Below are 14,599 nucleotides of genomic sequence, written 5' to 3'. Positions count from 1 at the left end.
CAATAACGGCTGGCTCAGTCGGCCGGGCAGACAGACCGGAAGCCTATTCCTCCGCCTTCGACCAATCGACCCCAGCTTCGAGTTCCGGCAGCAGCACCACGCTCTCCTGCTCGTTGGGATCGGTCCGGGCGATCACCGCTGTGACCGGCTCGGTCTGGCTGCGATTGTAGGGCAGGTGCGGCACGTCGGCGGCGATGTAGACGAACTCGCCGGCCCCGGCGATCACGTGGTGCTCCAGGCGCTCGCCCCAGAAGCAGCCCGAGACCCCGGACAGGACGTGGATCGCGGTCTCGTGCGATTCGTGCTTGTGGGCATGGGCGCGCTCGCCCGGCGGGATCTCCAGGAGCTGCATGTGCAGGGCCTTGGCGCCCACCGCCTCGGCCGAGATGGCCGGGCGATAGATGTGGCCCTGCTTGCCCCGGAACGGCGCGCTCTCGCGCAGGACTACCAGGCCCGGCCTCTCCGTCTCGGATGTGGTGCTCATGACTCGCCCACCTTGAACGCGGCGTCCACGGGGATCTGCATGCCGTTGACCAGGGCGTTGGTCTGGTTCGCCATGCCGACCACCGCCAGGAACTCGCCGTGCTGCTCCGGGGTCAGGCCCTTCGCGCCCGCCGCGGCGGTGTGCGAGTGGATGCAGTAGGGGCAGCCATTGGCGATCGAGACCGCGATATAGACCAGCTCCTTGGTCAGCGGATCGAGGCTGCCCGGCCCCATCACGACCTTGAGGCTGGCCCATGTCCGCTCCAGCAGGCCGGAATCGTTGGCGAGGCCCCGCCAGAAATTGTTGATGACGTCCGAGCCCCGGGTCGCCCGGATATCGGCGAACACCGCCCGCACCCGCGGGTCGGCCTCCGCCTCGGCATCGCTCCAGAGCTTCACGGTCGCCATTGGTCCCCTCCCCGCCTCAGAGCTTGCACGCGCCCTCGAGCGCACGGTTCTCGGCCTCGGTGAACAGGCGCGAGCGGATATGGAAGCGCTTCTCGCGGCCGTTTTCCAGCGAGAACATGCCGCCGCGCCCGGGCACCACGTCGAGGATCAGGTGGGTGTGCTTCCAGACCCCGAACTGTGATCGGCTGATGAAGAAGTCGGCGCCGCCGACGGTGCCGAGGTGGACGTCGCCGTCGCTCACCAAGAAGTCGCCGACCGGGTAGCACATCGGCGAGGACCCGTCGCAGCAGCCCCCGGACTGATGGAACATCACCGGCCCGTATTCGCCTCGTAATTCGTCGATCAACGCGAGCGCCGTCGGGGTGGCGGTGACCCGCAGCGGCGTGCCGTCGGCCCCGGTCTGCTCCGCGGTGGTGGCTTCTTGCGTGGAAACCGCACTCATGCTGCCCTCCCCTGCTGATTGTTGGATATGCGTGCTGAGATTCGAATTTCTACAGCGCGCAAGATTTGAACTGCTGCCAAATCGGACCATCCCACCCCCGCCCTCATCCTGAGGTGCCGAAGCGTAGCGGAGGCCTCGAAGGAGCCCTCCAGGGATCGCGCGGCTGGCTGGAGGGCTCCTTCGAGGCCCGCTGGCGCGGGCACCTCAGGATGAGGGGGGGAACTGGACGGGTGTCGGGCTCGGGATGACGGCGCGAAACGCATCGGCCTCCCAAGAAAAAACCCCGGCCGTGAGGCCGGGGTGAAGTCGGCTCGGGGGATGACCCGGACCAGAGCTCAGAAGAAGCCGAGCTTCTTGGCCGAGTAGCTGACCAGCATGTTCTTGGTCTGCTGGTAGTGATCGAGCATCATCTTGTGGGTCTCGCGGCCGATGCCGGACTGCTTGTAGCCGCCGAAGGCCGCGTGGGCCGGGTAGGCGTGGTAGCAGTTCGTCCAGACGCGGCCGGCCTGGATCGCCCGGCCGAAGCGGTAGGCGCGGGTGCCGTCCCGGGTCCAGATTCCGGCGCCGAGGCCGTAGAGCGTGTCGTTGGCGATCGCCAGCGCCTCGGCATCGTCCTTGAAGGTCGTGACCGACAGGACCGGCCCAAAAATCTCCTCCTGGAAGATCCGCATCTTGTTGTGGCCGCGGAACACCGTCGGCTGCACGTAGAAGCCCTCGGCCAGTTCGCCGTCCTTGACGTTGCGCTCGCCGCCGGTGAGCAGCTGCGCGCCTTCCTGGCGGCCGATATCGATGTAGCTGAGGATCTTCTCCATCTGCTCGCCGGAGGCCTGGGCGCCGATCATCGTGGCAGGGTCGAGGGGCGAGCCCTGGGTGATCGCTTCCACGCGCTTGATCGCCCGCTCCATGAAGCGGTCGTAGATCGACTCGTGCACCAGCGCGCGGCTCGGGCAGGTGCAGACCTCGCCCTGGTTGAGGGCGAACATCGTGAAGCCTTCGAGGGCCTTGTCGAAGAAGTCGTCGTCCTCGTTGGCCACGTCGGCGAAGAAGATGTTCGGCGACTTGCCGCCCAGCTCCAGGGTCACCGGGATCAGGTTCTGCGAGGCGTATTGCATGATCAGGCGGCCGGTGGTCGTCTCACCGGTGAACGCGATCTTGGCGATGCGCGGCGAGGAGGCCAGCGGCTTGCCGGCCTCGAGGCCGAAGCCGTTGACGATGTTGATCACGCCGGGGGGCAGCAGGTCGGCCAGCAGCTCCATCACCACCAGGATCGAGGCCGGGGTCTGCTCGGCGGGCTTGAGCACCACGCAATTGCCGGCGGCGATCGCCGGGGCGAGCTTCCAGACCGCCATCAGGATCGGGAAGTTCCACGGGATGATCTGGCCGACGACGCCGAGCGGCTCGTGGAAGTGATAGGCCACCGTGTCGTGGTCGATCTCCGAGATCGAACCTTCCTGGGCGCGGACGCAGCCGGCGAAGTAGCGGAAATGGTCGATCGCCAGGGGGATGTCGGCGTTGGTGGTCTCGCGGATCGGCTTACCGTTGTCCCAGGTCTCGGCGAGCGCGATCAGGTCGAGGTTCTCCTCCATCCGGTCGGCGAGCTTGTTGAGGATGCGGGCGCGCTCGGCCGGGGCGGTGCGGCCCCAGGAGTCCTTGGCCGCGTGGGCGGCGTCCAGCGCCTTATCGACGTCGGAGGCGTCGGAGCGGGCGACCTCGCAGATCACCTTGCCGGTGATCGGGGACGTGTTCTCGAAATAGCGGCCGGCCGTCGGCGCGACCCATTGGCCGCCGATGAAGTTGTCGTAGCGGGCCGAGAACGGCGACTTGGTCCGGGCGTCGCCCAGAAATTCCGGCTTGTTCATGGCTCTGTTCCCTCCATTGGCCCCGGCCTCGCGAACCGCGGCTCTTGGGCTGAAGCTGGTACGCGGACCGCCGGTGTTCTCGACTGTGTCCGGTTCGGCTCGGATGGCAGCCAATGACTTTTGGCGTGCCGAATCAAGATGGACTTTTGGCCAGTGCGCGAGCGGGCTGATCCTACGCCCTCCCGATCAGGATCGCGAGAGGACAATTTTCGGTTCGTCCGAACCCCCCTGTTGCTGGCGCGAGAACGACGGAAATGCCAAGGGCGATCGACGATTGTTCGACCAACATTTTGGCATTCTTCTAAAGATAGCCTGCTGACCTTGACGGTAAGCGCGGCGACCGGGTCTCAGGCCCCGAGGGCGAAGGGCAGGGCGAGCATCGCCAGCGGCAGCGCCGCCACCGCCGCGGCCCGTAGCCAAGTCGGCCGGTAGGACATCACCGCCACCACCAGGAGCGCCGCCCCGGTGAGGCCGCCGATCCACTGGACCGGCCCAAAATTCCAACCGCTGCAGGCGACTGAGGCGGCGAACGCGACCGCGAGCCCCGACCAGCCGGCGGCGCGCAGGCTCCGGGTCCGATTGCGGGGCGCTGGCACGCGGAACACGGCGCGGTGGTGCCGGTCGAGGCTGAGCGCCAAGGCGGCGAAGCTCGAGAAGCTGAGGCAGAGGCTCAGGATCAGCGCCGAGGCGGTCACGCTTCCACCGCTCGCGACAGGTTCGGCCGGGCCGCCCGGAACCCGCTCGGCCGCCTGGCCGCGAGCCGGGCGCCGAGACCGAGGAGGATGGCGACCGCGAGCATCGCCGCGTCGAAGCCGAGGAACCGCGCCTGGCCCACGGCGAGGGCATCGACCACCGGGATCGCCAGGAATCCGAACGACGCGATTCCGAGCGCCACCGGCCAGGCCTTGACCTTCGGGTAGAAGGCCGCCGCCAGGGCTGACAGGATCCAGGCCGCGAAGAAGCCGCGCACCTCCCAATCCGCCCGGCCGGCGAGTTCGAGCGGCAGCAGGCGGTTGGCCAGGAAATAGGCGGCCAGCCCGGTGGGCAGCCCGGCGATCGTGCCGAGGTTCAGCACGCGCACGAAGCGCAGGCCGAACCCCGCCGGATCCGCGCCCTTCGGCGCCCGCGCGACGGTCCAGAGCACGAGGCCGGAGGCGATGGTCGCGGCGCCCATAAGCCCGCAGAGGAAGAACACGATCCGCAGGGGCGCGGCGGCGAAATGCGCCTCGTGCAGGCCGATCATCACGGCGCCGGTGCGGGTCGCCGCGCCGACATCGCCGGTGCGGGACAGTTCGGCGCCGGTATCGCCTGCGTAGACGATCTGCGGATGGAGATGGGCGAGGCCGGGCGGCTCCTCGAAGAACGCCGTGACGCTCGACGCCGCGTCGCCCGGCATCGTCACCAACATGGCCTCGGGCGCCTCGCCATGGGACGCGGTGGCTCGGGCAACAATCTCGCCCAGCGGCATCAGGGTGCCGGGCTGGCCCGCGGGCTTGCGCGTCGCCGCCATGATCCCGGCTTCGTCGTAATAGGCTAGGATATCGTGCTGATAGGCGGCCTTCACGCCCCAGGGCATCAGCATCGGCCCCAGCTCGATCAGTCCGGTATAGACGATCATCAGGTGGAACGGCAGCGCCAGCACGCCGACGACGTTATGGGCATCGAGCCAGCCGCGCTGGGCTGACCTGTCCCGGCGGAAGGTGAAGAAGTCTGCGAAGATGCGCCGGTGGGTGACGATGCCGCTGATCAGCGAGATCAGCAGGATCATGGCGCAGATGCCGACGATCCAGCGGCCCCAGACCGGCGGCAGACTCAGCTCGAAATGGAAGCGGTAGAGGAAATCGCCGCCCTTTGTGTCGCGCGCCTGCGACGCCTCACCGGTAGCGGGATCGAGGAGCGCATGGTGATACGGCCCGTCCGGGCTGTTCCACCAATAGACCTCGACGGCGGGGCTCTCCGCCGTCGGAGGCCGGATAGACCAGCCGAAGGCATCCGGCATCTGCCGTCCCAGATAGGCGGCGGCGCGGTTGGTTGCGGCGACCGGATCGACTGCCGGCGCGCTCAGTTCGGGCCGCATCCAGTGCGAGATCTCGGTGCGGTAATAGCTCGCCGTGCCGGTGACGAAGATCGCGAACAACACCCAGCCGACCACCAGACCGGACCAGGTGTGCAGCCACGCTATCGACTGCCGGACGTTTTTTGTCGGCATGCTCACGACACCACCGTTGGGGAGAATGCACCGGCGAGCCACAGGCCCGCCGCTAGCAGCGCCGCAATCAGCCCAAGGACCAGAGCCGCGCGCCCCAGGGTCCGGGCGGAAAAGACCCAGACCACCGCCCCGGCCATGATCGCGAAGCTCGCCAGGGTCCCGGCGGAGACCGCCTCGGAGCGCGACATCGGAAGGGCGAGCGCCAGGAGCATCGCCGACAAAGCCGCGACGCCGTAGCCGCCGAACGCCGCCAGCACGACGCGTCCGGCCACGGCCAGACGGTAGGTGAATCCCGGCAGGGGGCGGACGCTCATCGCGTTGTCTCCCGGTTTCGTGATCTCATGAGGCGGCCTAGCAGCGGCCGACCGGGACTCGCAACGCCTATGTTCCGGAACGATTCCAGTGTGCCGAGAGCCTCTTAAGAGATGGACGGACCGAGCGACACATCTTGCTGCGCGCTCCTCCAACTCTCCACCTCATCCTGAGGCGGCGACGCGCAGCGGCGCCCTCGAAGGAGGGCTGCAGAGATCGCGGAGCTGTCTGGAGGGCTCCTTCGAGGCCCATCGATCTCCGATCGCTCGGCACCTCAGGATGAGGTCATGGGTGGGATGAGGCTCGTCCTTGGCGCAGTCGATTCTGCTTCCGGGCGTCGTCGTGCTGCCGCGCCCTGGACTGTCCGGTGCGACAGGGCCGATCCGCTGCCGAAGCTCCGTAAATTAGCGCCCAGCCACAGAGGAGCCTCGGCTCGACCGCTGCAACCTTGCCGAGGCATCGCGCGCACTCGGCGGCAGATCGGGACCGGGGCCGGGTCGACCGAATCCGGCACCCAGGTCTGTGGCGGGGATCCCAACCGACCGGTCACGCTCTTTGCCCAAAGCATAACCGGCGTTGACGCCAGCGTAGAAGCCGCTGAAATCCTCGGCTCGCACCGGGGCGCTTGCGAGGGCGAGCAGGATGATCGGTCTCAGCAGGCGGCGCATGGGGGTCCCGAAACGCGAAAGGCGGCGACCCCGCGTGGGATCACCGCCTTCCAGCATTCTCACGGATCGCGGCAGCAAGACGGCCGCGGGACCGATCAATCTTCGACGTTGATGCTCGAAGCCTCGCGGCCCTTCTGGCCCTCGACGACGCCGAGGGTGACCTGCTGGCCTTCGGCCAGGGATTCCAGACCGGCACGGGACAGAGCCGAGCGGTGGACGAACACGTCTTTGCCGCCGTCATTGACCGAGACGAAGCCGAAGCCCTTGGCCGGGTCGTACCACTTCACGGTGCCGCTCATCTCGACCGAGGGGCCGGACGACGCAGCCCGGCCACCACCGCCGAAGCCGCCACCGGCACCGGCACCGCCGCCGTAGCCACCACCACCACCGGCGCCATAGCTACCGCCGCCGCCACCGCCGAAACGGTCACCGCCGAAGCCGCCGGTGCGCGGGCGCAGCTCACGCCGGGGCGCGGGCGCCTCGGCCGTGGACGTATCGACGCTGGTGACGCTGGTGACCTGCGGGCCCTTCTGACCCTGCGCCGTGGTAACCGTCAGCCGGGTACCCGGCTGCAGGTCAGCGTGGCCGGCAGCCTCGACGGCGCGGATGTGGAGGAAGGCATCGCCCGAACCGTCGCCGAGTTCGACGAAGCCGAAGCCCTTCTCTTTGTTGAACCACTTGACCGTCGCATCGCGCTCCGGCCCGGTTGCCACCGGCGCAGCGCCCGGACCGCCACGGGGCGGGCCGCGATCGAAACCGCCACCCCCGAAACCGCCGCCGCCGCCACCACCGAAACCACCACCGCCGTATCCGCCGCTGGGGGGAGCCTGATCAGGCCATCTCGGCTCGCCAGCCTCGTCGAAGCCGCGCTTCTGCGGCCCCCTGAAATCACGACCACGTCCCATCGAAAGCTCGCAAAAACCGTCCGCCGCCCTGGTCTCGAATACCGCGTGCGCGCCATCCCAGACAGCCCACGCCCCGCACTATCATTACCCCCGGTCGCGGTAACCAAGAATAACGCCCCAGTCCTGACGCAATCGGGCCTTGACCGCAAGGACCTTCTTGGCCAAGACGCGCCGGTTTCGTTACTTTCTTGCGGCAAACAACGCAGATCACCGTGCTGGTGATCAGGGCGTTCGCCTTGTGGGCAAGGGCGTTAGCGAAACGCAAAGGCTGTTCGGCTAGACTCGCGTCGCGCCCCGCAACGGCATCCGGCCATGATCGCGACCCCGACTTTCCCCGATCTTTCGGCCCTCGTGGTCGACGAGAGCCTCTATATCCGGCGAATCGTGCGCGACATGCTCATGCGCGTCGGCATCAAGCGCGTGCTGGAAGCACCGGACGGTGCCGAGGCCCTGGGGGTACTAGCCGAGAGCAAGCCGGATATCAGTATTATCGACTGGGATCTGTCGATCCTGTCGGGAGAAGAGTTCATCCGGCTCGCCCGCACGCCGTCGACCTCGCCCTGCCCGACCATCCCGATCATCCTGATGCTCGCCCAGCCGCGCCGGAACGTGGTGGATCGGGCGGTGGCGCTCGGCGTCAACGAGATCATCGCCAAGCCGTTCTCGCCCAAGACCCTTTGGTCGCGCCTCGACGAGGTGATCAACCGGCCCCGCCCCTATTCGCAGGTGAAGAGCCTGCTGCGGCCGATCCCGCGCCGGGCGAGCGCCATGAAGGCCGTCGCTTGAAGGCCTCCGCCTGAGTACGGTCTCGATCCGACGTTGCAGTTCCCGACCGACCCTGTAGGGTCTGTCGTCAAGAATGGCCGAGCGCAACGCTCCCGGCCGACCCGAAGGACCGACGGCCGCGCCGATGAGGGACGAGACCGCTGCGGCCGCGCCGTCCCGCATTTCGCCCGGCGCTGCGCCGCTCCAGCCGACGGCCCCGCTGCCGGGCCGAGACCGTCGTCGCGTCGCCTATGCGGCGCTGGACCTCGGGACCAACAATTGCCGCCTGCTGATCGCCGAGCCGACCTTCAGCGGCTTCCGGGTGATCGACGCCTTCTCCCGTATCGTCCGCCTGGGCGAGGGCCTGGGCACCTCAGACCGTCTCAACGACGCCGCGATCGAGCGGACCGTCGAGGCCCTGCGCATCTGCCGGACCAAGATGCAGGCCCGGGGGGTCCGACGGGCCAAGGTGATCGCCACGGAGGCCTGCCGCCTCGCGGTCAACGGAGCCGCCTTCGTCGAGCGTGTCCGGCGCGGCGTCGGCCTCGACCTTGAGATCGTCGACCGACAGACCGAGGCGTATCTCGCTGTGACCGGCTGCGCGGCGCTGGCCGACCCGGACGCTGAATCCGTGGTGATCTTCGACATCGGCGGCGGTTCCACCGAGATCGCCTGGCTCGACGGCGAAGCCGCCAACCCGTCCACGGACCCGACCCTGCGAATCCGCGCCTGGGATTCCCTGCCGGTGGGCGTCGTGACCCTGGCCGAGCGCCACGGCGGCGCCGAGGTCACCCGGCGGATGTTCGAGGGCATGGTCGAGGAGGTGGCGGAAAAACTATCCGCCTTCGCGATCCGTGCGGCGGCCGCCGCCACCGCCCCGCATTTCCACCTGCTCGGCACCTCCGGCACGGTGACGACGATCGCCGCCATGCATCTGCGCTTGGCGCGCTATGAGCGGCGGCGGGTCGACGGCCTGTGGATGAGCGACCACGAGGTCTCGACCGCCATCGACGATCTGCTCGACACCCGGCTGGAGCAGCGGGCCGACAATCCCTGCATCGGACGCGACCGGGCGGATCTGGTACTGGCGGGCTGTGCGATCCTGGAGGCGATCCGGCGGGCCTTCCCGTCCGAGCGCCTGCGCATCGCCGACAGGGGCCTGCGCGAAGGGTTGTTGATGAACATGATGCGAGAAGACGGCGTCTGGAACCGGAAAGCGGTTCGATGAGCGACCGGCGCGGCGGCGCAGGCTCCACCGGGGGCGTGCGCGGCGACCTGAAGCAGCGGGTGAAGACAGGCCGCGGCCGGACGCTGTCGCAGAAGCGCTGGCTGGAGCGGCAGCTCAACGATCCCTACGTCGCCCGGGCCAAGCGCGAGGGCTATCGTTCGCGCGCGGCCTACAAGCTGATCGAGATCGACGAGCGCTACAAGCTGCTGAAGCCCGGTCAGCGGGTGGTCGATCTCGGGGCGGCGCCCGGCGGCTGGTCGCAGGTCGCGGCGCGGATCGTCGGGGCCACGGGGCGCGTCGTCGGCATCGACCTCCTCGAGATCGAGCCGATGCCGGGGGTCGAGTTCATCACCCTCGACTTCTTGGATCCCGAGGCGCCGGCCCAGCTCATTGCGCTGCTGGGCGGGCCGGCCGACATCGTCCTGTCCGACATGGCCGCGAATGCCACCGGCCACAAGAAGACCGACCATTTGCGGATCATCGGGCTCGCCGAGACCGCCGCCGAGTTCGCCCGCGAGATCTTAGGGCCGGGCGGCGCCTACCTGGCCAAGGTGCTGCAGGGCGGCACCGAGAACGCTCTGCTGGCCGATCTGAAGCGTGACTTCACGGCGGTGCGCCACGTGAAGCCGGCGGCAAGCCGGTCCGATTCGAGCGAACTCTACGTGCTGGCCACCGGCTATCGCAGCGCGTCGGCCCGAGCCGCGGCCGCGGACGAGGCCTAAGCTCTCCCCCAATGCTGGTCGAGTGGGTGCTGTCGCTGGTCAATCCCGCGCCGTTGCGCCTGCGCCGGCTCGGCTATGTCCGCCAGAGCGGCCTGCTCCACGCCCGGTCGCGCCGCTGCCGGGCGGCCTGGGCGCCCCACCTCACCCGGGCGCGCGGCGTGATCATCGGCGCCGCCGAGGCGACAGTGCGGCGGAGTTCGGCTGTGGTGCTCGGCTCCGGGCTCCTCGACGACGTGCCGCTCGATGCGCTCGCAGATCTGTTCAACCGGGTGATCCTGGTCGACGCCGTCCATCCGTGGCCGGCGCGGCTCGCTGCACGGCGACACCGCAACGTCGCCCTCGTGACCGCCGAGATCAGCGCCGGGCTGACCGATCCCGGCCTCTCGGAGATCTGCACGGCTGCCGACCTGATCGTGTCGGCCAACCTCCTGTCGCAACTTCCGATCGTGCCGATCGAGGCTTACGAGGCGCGGGGTCGCGAGGCGCCGCCTGAGCTCGGCACACAGCTCATCGAGACTCATCTGGCAGCCCTGGACCGCCTCGCGGCCGGGACCGAGCGGGTTTGCCTGATCACCGATACGGTGCAGCGCGAGGAGGACCGGACCGGGAGGGTGACGAACAGCCTCGACCTGATGTTCGGCGTGTCGCTGCCGGCGCCGACCCAGGCCTGGGACTGGGAGATCGCGCCCTTCGGCGAGATCGGCCGGCGCCATCGGCTGATCCACCGGGTCCACGCCTATCCGGACTGGCGGGCCGCCCGGGTCTGATGTCATTTTTTCGGGTTGCCGGCCCACACCGTCATTGCGAGCGCAGCGAAGCAATGACGGCGAGCGGTGCGTTCAACCCCAAGAAAAAGCCGCCCCGGTTTTCCGGGACGGCTTTTGTCGTTTCACGATACCGAAGAACCGCCTTACTCGGTCGGTGCATCCTCGGTCGGTGCGCGGGCCTCGCCCTCCTCCGGGGCGATCCCTTCGAAGCGCGGCCGGCGACGGCGGCGCGGCTTCACGGGCACGTCCTCGGCGGCGACCTCGGGGGCCGGCGCCACCGGCTGCTCGACCGGCGTCGTCGCGGCCACAGGGCGGGGCGGCGTCATCAGGAAAGCCGGCAGGCTCGCCGGATCCTCGGCGGTGACCGGGGCTGCGACCGGTTCACGGCGGCGCTCGCGACGGGGCGCGGGCTCGGCCTGCCGCGGCGTCTCGGTGCGGGCGACAGCCTCGCCCCGCGGCTCGCTGCGACGCGGCTGACGCTCGTCCGAGCGGCTGTCCTGCCGGGTATCTTGGCGTGGTTCTTGGCGCGCGTCCGGCCGGTTCTCCGGCTGCCGCCCCTCAGGCCGCGATGTCTCGGAGCGCCCGGACTCGTAGCGGTTCTGATCGCCACGGGTATCCTGACGATTCTCCTGGCGATCCTGCCGGTAATCCTGGCGGTTGTAATCCTGACGACCGTCCTGCCGGTTCTCTTGGCGGTTCTCTTGGCGGTTGTCCTGCCGATTTTCCTGGCGATCCTGCCGGTAGTCGGGACGCTGGTAGTCCTGACGCGGGGCATCCTGGCGCTGGTAATCCTGCCGGGGCTGGTCCTGGCGCCGATAATCCTGGCGGCCATTGTTGTCGAAGCGGCGCTGGTCCCGGTTCTGGTTCTGGAACCTGTCGCGGCCCTGCTGCTGACGGCCGTCCTGCTGGTTCAGGTCCTGGCGCATCTCGTAGGGCTGGGGCTGCTGGCCGGGATCGCCGTCGTCGTAGCCATTATAGGCGTGGCCGTTCTGGCCCGAGCCGTTGCCCTGACCCTCGTCGTCCCCCTCGTCCATGTCGTCCTCATAGGAACGACTGGCATAGCCGCCGGTATTGGCCGGGCGGGTCTGCTCCTGGGCGCCGGAGACGATCCGGAAGTAGTGTTCGCCGTGCTGGAAATAGTTTTCCGCCGCAACGGGGTCGCCGGCCGCCTGCGCGTCGCGGGCGAGTTGGGCATACTTGTCGGCGATATGCTGCGCGGTGCCGCGGATTTTAACGTCGGGGCCGTTGGATTCGTACGAGCGCGTCAGCGGGTTCGGACCTTTCGGCCGGTTACGGCCGCGCATCCGTCGATTCTGATTTGGTCTCATTGGTCTTCAGTGACCCTCGTTCACGCAAACGACAGTTCTTCGGGGCGTCCGGCGTCGATCTTCAGACGCGCTCCGGCCAAATGCACCCGGTGAAGCCGCGCGTTCGACCGCTCCGCGGTCCGCGCGTCTGCCTGACCATCCCTCGCACCGCGCGTCCGGGCCAGACGCCAGAAACCAGTCGATTGTCAGGTTCGAGTGCTGTCGAACCGCCGCGCATTCACACGCGCGTTCAAGTCCAACGGTACGGGGGATCAGCGAACCAACCGGCGACCAGAGATCATCGCCGACCTTATAGGAGTCCGTCTTAACGAACCGTTCGCGATCTTCAAGCGGACTCTAGCGTTCCCAACGAGATGCAACAAGCATTTTCTCGACGCATCGATCGTCGGTCCCAAGTTAGGCATCCGTGTGGCCGGAAGAAAGGTCGGGCGAAAGACTGAATCCGAGCACCCGGTCGTGTCCGGCGAGGTCCCGGGTCAGGCCGCGATCCGCGAAGCCGGCGGCACGCGCGAGGTTGCGGACGGGCTCCGCCTGATCGTAGCCGATCTCGAACAGGAGCGTCCCGCCCGGCGCGAGCAGCGCATTCGTGCGTACGCCTTCCAGGATCCGCCGGTAGGCAGCGAGCCCGTCCGGGCCGCCTGCGAGGGCCGCGCGTGGGTCATGCGCATGCACGTCCCGGTCGAGGTGCTGGATCAGTCCATCCGCGATGTAGGGCGGGTTCGAGACCACGAGGTCGAAGCCGCCCCGGACGGCATCGCACCAATCCCCCGCCACGAAGGCCGCCCTGCCATTGACCGCGTTCGCTACCGCGTTGTGCCGCGCCATGCGCAGGGCGCCCAGTGAGCGGTCTAGCCCGATCCCGTAGGCGTGGGGAAGCTCGCTCAGGATCGCTACCAGGATGCAGCCGGAGCCGGTGCCGAGGTCGAGGCAGCGCAGGGGTGCGCCCCGGTCGGGCACGGTGGTGAGCGCCGCTTCCACCAGGATTTCCGTGTCGGGGCGCGGGACCAGCGTCTCCGGCGCCAGCCGGAACGGCAAACCCCAAAACTCCCAGGCGCCGAGAATGCGGGCCACCGGCTCTCCCGACAGCCGCCGCGCCAGGGCGGCGTCGAGGTTTTTCGCCTCGTCCGCCCCAAGGATCTTTTCGCCGTCGAGCAGGAGGTCGCGGGTCTCCAGGTCGAGGAGGCCCAGCATCAGGAAGCGCGCGTCGCCTGCTGCCTCAGCGATGCCGCCCGCGCCCAGCAGGGCGGTGCTCCGGCGCAGGGCCTCCCGGCGCGACAGGCCCTGGCTGGTTTCCGCCATCACGGCGCCGCTCAGGCCATGCCCTCGGACGCCAGGAGTTCGGCCTGGTGCTCGGTGATCAGGGCGTCGACGACCTCGTCCAGCGCCGTGCCGGCCATCACCTCTTCCAGCTTGTAGAGGGTCAGGTTGATGCGGTGATCGGTCACCCGGCCCTGCGGGAAGTTGTAGGTGCGGATCCGCTCGCTGCGGTCGCCGGACCCGACCTGCGCCCGCCGGTCGGCGGCCCGGGCGGAATCCTTGGCGGTCCGCTCGGCGTCGTAGAGCCGGGCGCGCAGCAGCGACATGGCGCGGGCGCGGTTCTTGTGCTGCGACCGCTCCTCCTGGACGAAGACCACGATGCCGGTCGGCAGGTGGGTGATGCGGATCGCCGACTCGGTCTTGTTGACGTGCTGGCCGCCGGCGCCCTGGGCGCGCATCGTATCGATCTTCAGGTCGGCGTCGTTGACGACGATGTCGACCTCCTCGGCCTCCGGCAGCACCGCCACGGTTGCCGCCGAGGTGTGGATGCGCCCCTGCGTCTCGGTGTTGGGCACCCGCTGCACCCGATGGGCGCCGCTCTCGAACTTGAGGCGGGCGAACACGCCCTTGCCCTTCACCTCGGCCACGACCTCGCGGAAGCCGCCGACCGTGCCCTCGCTCTCGGAGATCACCTCGACCCGCCAGCCCTTCGACTCGGCGTATTTCGCGTACATCCGGAACAGGTCGCCTGCGAACAGGGCCGCCTCGTCGCCGCCGGTGCCGGCGCGGACTTCCAGGATCGCGCTCTTCTCGTCGGCGGCATCCTTGGGCAGCAGCATGAGCTGGAGCGCCCGGTGGGCCTCTTCGAGCCGCTCCTGGGCCTCCGGCTTCTCGTCGGCCGCGAGCGCGCGCATCTCCGAGTCGGTGCCCGGCTCGTCGATCATCGCCTCGAGATCCGCGAGGTTCGCCAGCGCCGCCCGGTAGACGCGGATCGCATCCACCACGGGGTCGAGGTCGGACAGCTCCCGGGAGAGCTGGATCACGGTCTCGGATTCACCCTCGCCAGTGGCGAGCTGTGCGGTAACGAATTCGTGACGCGCCAGGATGGCGTCGAGGCGCTCGGTGGGAAAGGGGATCATCGCCCGTGTTTCTGCAGGTTTTTGCGCACGACGTTCCGGGCTGGGCGGAGTCTCGTCTCAGGGGTTGGAGCGCGGGAGGCCGCAGCGCATCAACCGAAAGCGTCGTG

The 14,599-nt window shown here is 68.7% G+C and carries 15 protein-coding genes; 4 read left to right on the top strand and 11 right to left on the bottom strand.

The features are described 5' to 3' along the window. Nucleotides 1–43: 43 nt before the first annotated feature. The 8 genes from MKK67_RS04225 to MKK67_RS32525 form a co-directional block, all read right to left on the bottom strand. The gene (locus tag MKK67_RS04225; protein ID WP_243962416.1) at nt 44–484 is read right to left on the bottom strand and encodes a cupin domain-containing protein; all 441 of its coding nucleotides are present in this window, start codon (nt 482–484) and stop codon (nt 44–46) included. Beyond that, the gene (locus tag MKK67_RS04220) at nt 481–891 is read right to left on the bottom strand and encodes a carboxymuconolactone decarboxylase family protein (RefSeq protein WP_243962415.1); all 411 of its coding nucleotides are present in this window, start codon (nt 889–891) and stop codon (nt 481–483) included. Before MKK67_RS04220 ends, MKK67_RS04225 begins: the two co-directional genes overlap by 4 nt. A gap of 16 nt (nt 892–907) precedes the next feature. Next, nucleotides 908–1,333 (bottom strand): DUF779 domain-containing protein, encoded by a 426-nt coding sequence (locus tag MKK67_RS04215; protein ID WP_243962414.1) that lies wholly within the window; start codon nt 1,331–1,333, stop codon nt 908–910. Between the two features lie 335 nt (nt 1,334–1,668). Beyond that, nucleotides 1,669–3,192 (bottom strand): aldehyde dehydrogenase, encoded by a 1,524-nt coding sequence (gene adh / locus MKK67_RS04210; protein WP_243962413.1) that lies wholly within the window; start codon nt 3,190–3,192, stop codon nt 1,669–1,671. 347 nt (nt 3,193–3,539) lie between these two features. Continuing rightward, a complete protein-coding gene (locus tag MKK67_RS04205; protein ID WP_243962412.1) occupies nt 3,540–3,887 on the bottom strand; it encodes a DUF3325 domain-containing protein in 348 nt (115 codons plus the stop codon). Continuing rightward, entirely contained in the window at nt 3,884–5,401 is a 1,518-nt protein-coding gene (locus MKK67_RS04200) for a PepSY-associated TM helix domain-containing protein (RefSeq protein ID WP_243962411.1), read from the bottom strand. Before MKK67_RS04200 ends, MKK67_RS04205 begins: the two co-directional genes overlap by 4 nt. Before the next feature lie 2 nt (nt 5,402–5,403). Beyond that, nucleotides 5,404–5,715, bottom strand: coding sequence for an iron transporter (locus MKK67_RS04195; RefSeq protein WP_243962410.1), 312 nt, complete (start codon nt 5,713–5,715; stop codon nt 5,404–5,406). Nucleotides 5,716–6,476: 761 nt separating this feature from the next. Beyond that, entirely contained in the window at nt 6,477–7,286 is an 810-nt protein-coding gene (locus MKK67_RS32525) for a cold-shock protein (RefSeq protein ID WP_279601428.1), read from the bottom strand. Between the two features lie 312 nt (nt 7,287–7,598). On the opposite strand from MKK67_RS32525, the gene MKK67_RS04180 reads away from it, so the two are divergent. From MKK67_RS04180 to MKK67_RS04165, 4 genes are all read left to right on the top strand, one after another. After that, a complete protein-coding gene (locus tag MKK67_RS04180) occupies nt 7,599–8,072 on the top strand; it encodes a response regulator (protein WP_243962409.1) in 474 nt (157 codons plus the stop codon). 124 nt (nt 8,073–8,196) lie between these two features. Then, nucleotides 8,197–9,279 carry a Ppx/GppA phosphatase family protein gene (locus MKK67_RS04175; protein ID WP_243962408.1) on the top strand — a complete coding sequence of 361 codons (1,083 nt, stop codon included), beginning with the start codon at nt 8,197–8,199 and terminating at the stop codon, nt 9,277–9,279. Beyond that, nucleotides 9,276–10,001, top strand: coding sequence for an RlmE family RNA methyltransferase (locus MKK67_RS04170; RefSeq protein WP_243962407.1), 726 nt, complete (start codon nt 9,276–9,278; stop codon nt 9,999–10,001). The genes MKK67_RS04175 and MKK67_RS04170 overlap by 4 nt, the downstream gene beginning before the upstream one ends. A gap of 11 nt (nt 10,002–10,012) precedes the next feature. Then, the gene (locus tag MKK67_RS04165; RefSeq protein WP_243962406.1) at nt 10,013–10,768 is read left to right on the top strand and encodes a hypothetical protein; all 756 of its coding nucleotides are present in this window, start codon (nt 10,013–10,015) and stop codon (nt 10,766–10,768) included. 143 nt (nt 10,769–10,911) lie between these two features. On the opposite strand, the gene MKK67_RS04160 is transcribed toward MKK67_RS04165, so the two are convergent. From MKK67_RS04160 to prfA, 3 genes are all read right to left on the bottom strand, one after another. Further along, complete coding sequence (locus MKK67_RS04160) at nt 10,912–12,072, bottom strand: DUF4167 domain-containing protein (protein ID WP_243962405.1); 1,161 nt, start codon at nt 12,070–12,072, stop codon at nt 10,912–10,914. Nucleotides 12,073–12,492: 420 nt separating this feature from the next. Further along, on the bottom strand, nt 12,493–13,395 hold the full coding sequence (prmC, locus tag MKK67_RS04155) for a peptide chain release factor N(5)-glutamine methyltransferase (RefSeq protein WP_243962404.1): 903 nt from the start codon (nt 13,393–13,395) through the stop codon (nt 12,493–12,495). 11 nt (nt 13,396–13,406) lie between these two features. Further along, complete coding sequence (prfA, locus tag MKK67_RS04150) at nt 13,407–14,492, bottom strand: peptide chain release factor 1 (RefSeq protein WP_243962403.1); 1,086 nt, start codon at nt 14,490–14,492, stop codon at nt 13,407–13,409. Nucleotides 14,493–14,599 lie beyond the last annotated feature (107 nt).

The organism is Methylobacterium sp. J-072, from assembly GCF_022829425.1.
Lineage (GTDB): Bacteria > Pseudomonadota > Alphaproteobacteria > Rhizobiales > Beijerinckiaceae > Methylobacterium.
The sequence above is the reverse complement of the archived record's forward strand: the minus strand, read 5'-3'. Positions and strand labels throughout refer to the sequence as shown.

Bases quoted from the DNA above. Each gene is read 5' to 3' on its own strand.
- MKK67_RS04225 (WP_243962416.1), bottom strand. From the start codon at position 484: ATGAGCACCACATCCGAGACGGAGAGGCCGGGCCTGGTAGTCCTGCGC.
- MKK67_RS04220 (WP_243962415.1), bottom strand. From the start codon at position 891: ATGGCGACCGTGAAGCTCTGGAGCGATGCCGAGGCGGAGGCCGACCCG.
- MKK67_RS04215 (WP_243962414.1), bottom strand. From the start codon at position 1,333: ATGAGTGCGGTTTCCACGCAAGAAGCCACCACCGCGGAGCAGACCGGG.
- adh (WP_243962413.1), bottom strand. From the start codon at position 3,192: ATGAACAAGCCGGAATTTCTGGGCGACGCCCGGACCAAGTCGCCGTTC.
- MKK67_RS04200 (WP_243962411.1), bottom strand. From the start codon at position 5,401: ATGCCGACAAAAAACGTCCGGCAGTCGATAGCGTGGCTGCACACCTGG.
- MKK67_RS04195 (WP_243962410.1), bottom strand. From the start codon at position 5,715: ATGAGCGTCCGCCCCCTGCCGGGATTCACCTACCGTCTGGCCGTGGCC.
- MKK67_RS32525 (WP_279601428.1), bottom strand. From the start codon at position 7,286: ATGGGACGTGGTCGTGATTTCAGGGGGCCGCAGAAGCGCGGCTTCGAC.
- MKK67_RS04180 (WP_243962409.1), top strand. From the start codon at position 7,599: ATGATCGCGACCCCGACTTTCCCCGATCTTTCGGCCCTCGTGGTCGAC.
- MKK67_RS04175 (WP_243962408.1), top strand. From the start codon at position 8,197: ATGAGGGACGAGACCGCTGCGGCCGCGCCGTCCCGCATTTCGCCCGGC.
- MKK67_RS04170 (WP_243962407.1), top strand. From the start codon at position 9,276: ATGAGCGACCGGCGCGGCGGCGCAGGCTCCACCGGGGGCGTGCGCGGC.
- MKK67_RS04165 (WP_243962406.1), top strand. From the start codon at position 10,013: ATGCTGGTCGAGTGGGTGCTGTCGCTGGTCAATCCCGCGCCGTTGCGC.
- MKK67_RS04160 (WP_243962405.1), bottom strand. From the start codon at position 12,072: ATGCGCGGCCGTAACCGGCCGAAAGGTCCGAACCCGCTGACGCGCTCG.
- prmC (WP_243962404.1), bottom strand. From the start codon at position 13,395: ATGGCGGAAACCAGCCAGGGCCTGTCGCGCCGGGAGGCCCTGCGCCGG.
- prfA (WP_243962403.1), bottom strand. From the start codon at position 14,492: ATGATCCCCTTTCCCACCGAGCGCCTCGACGCCATCCTGGCGCGTCAC.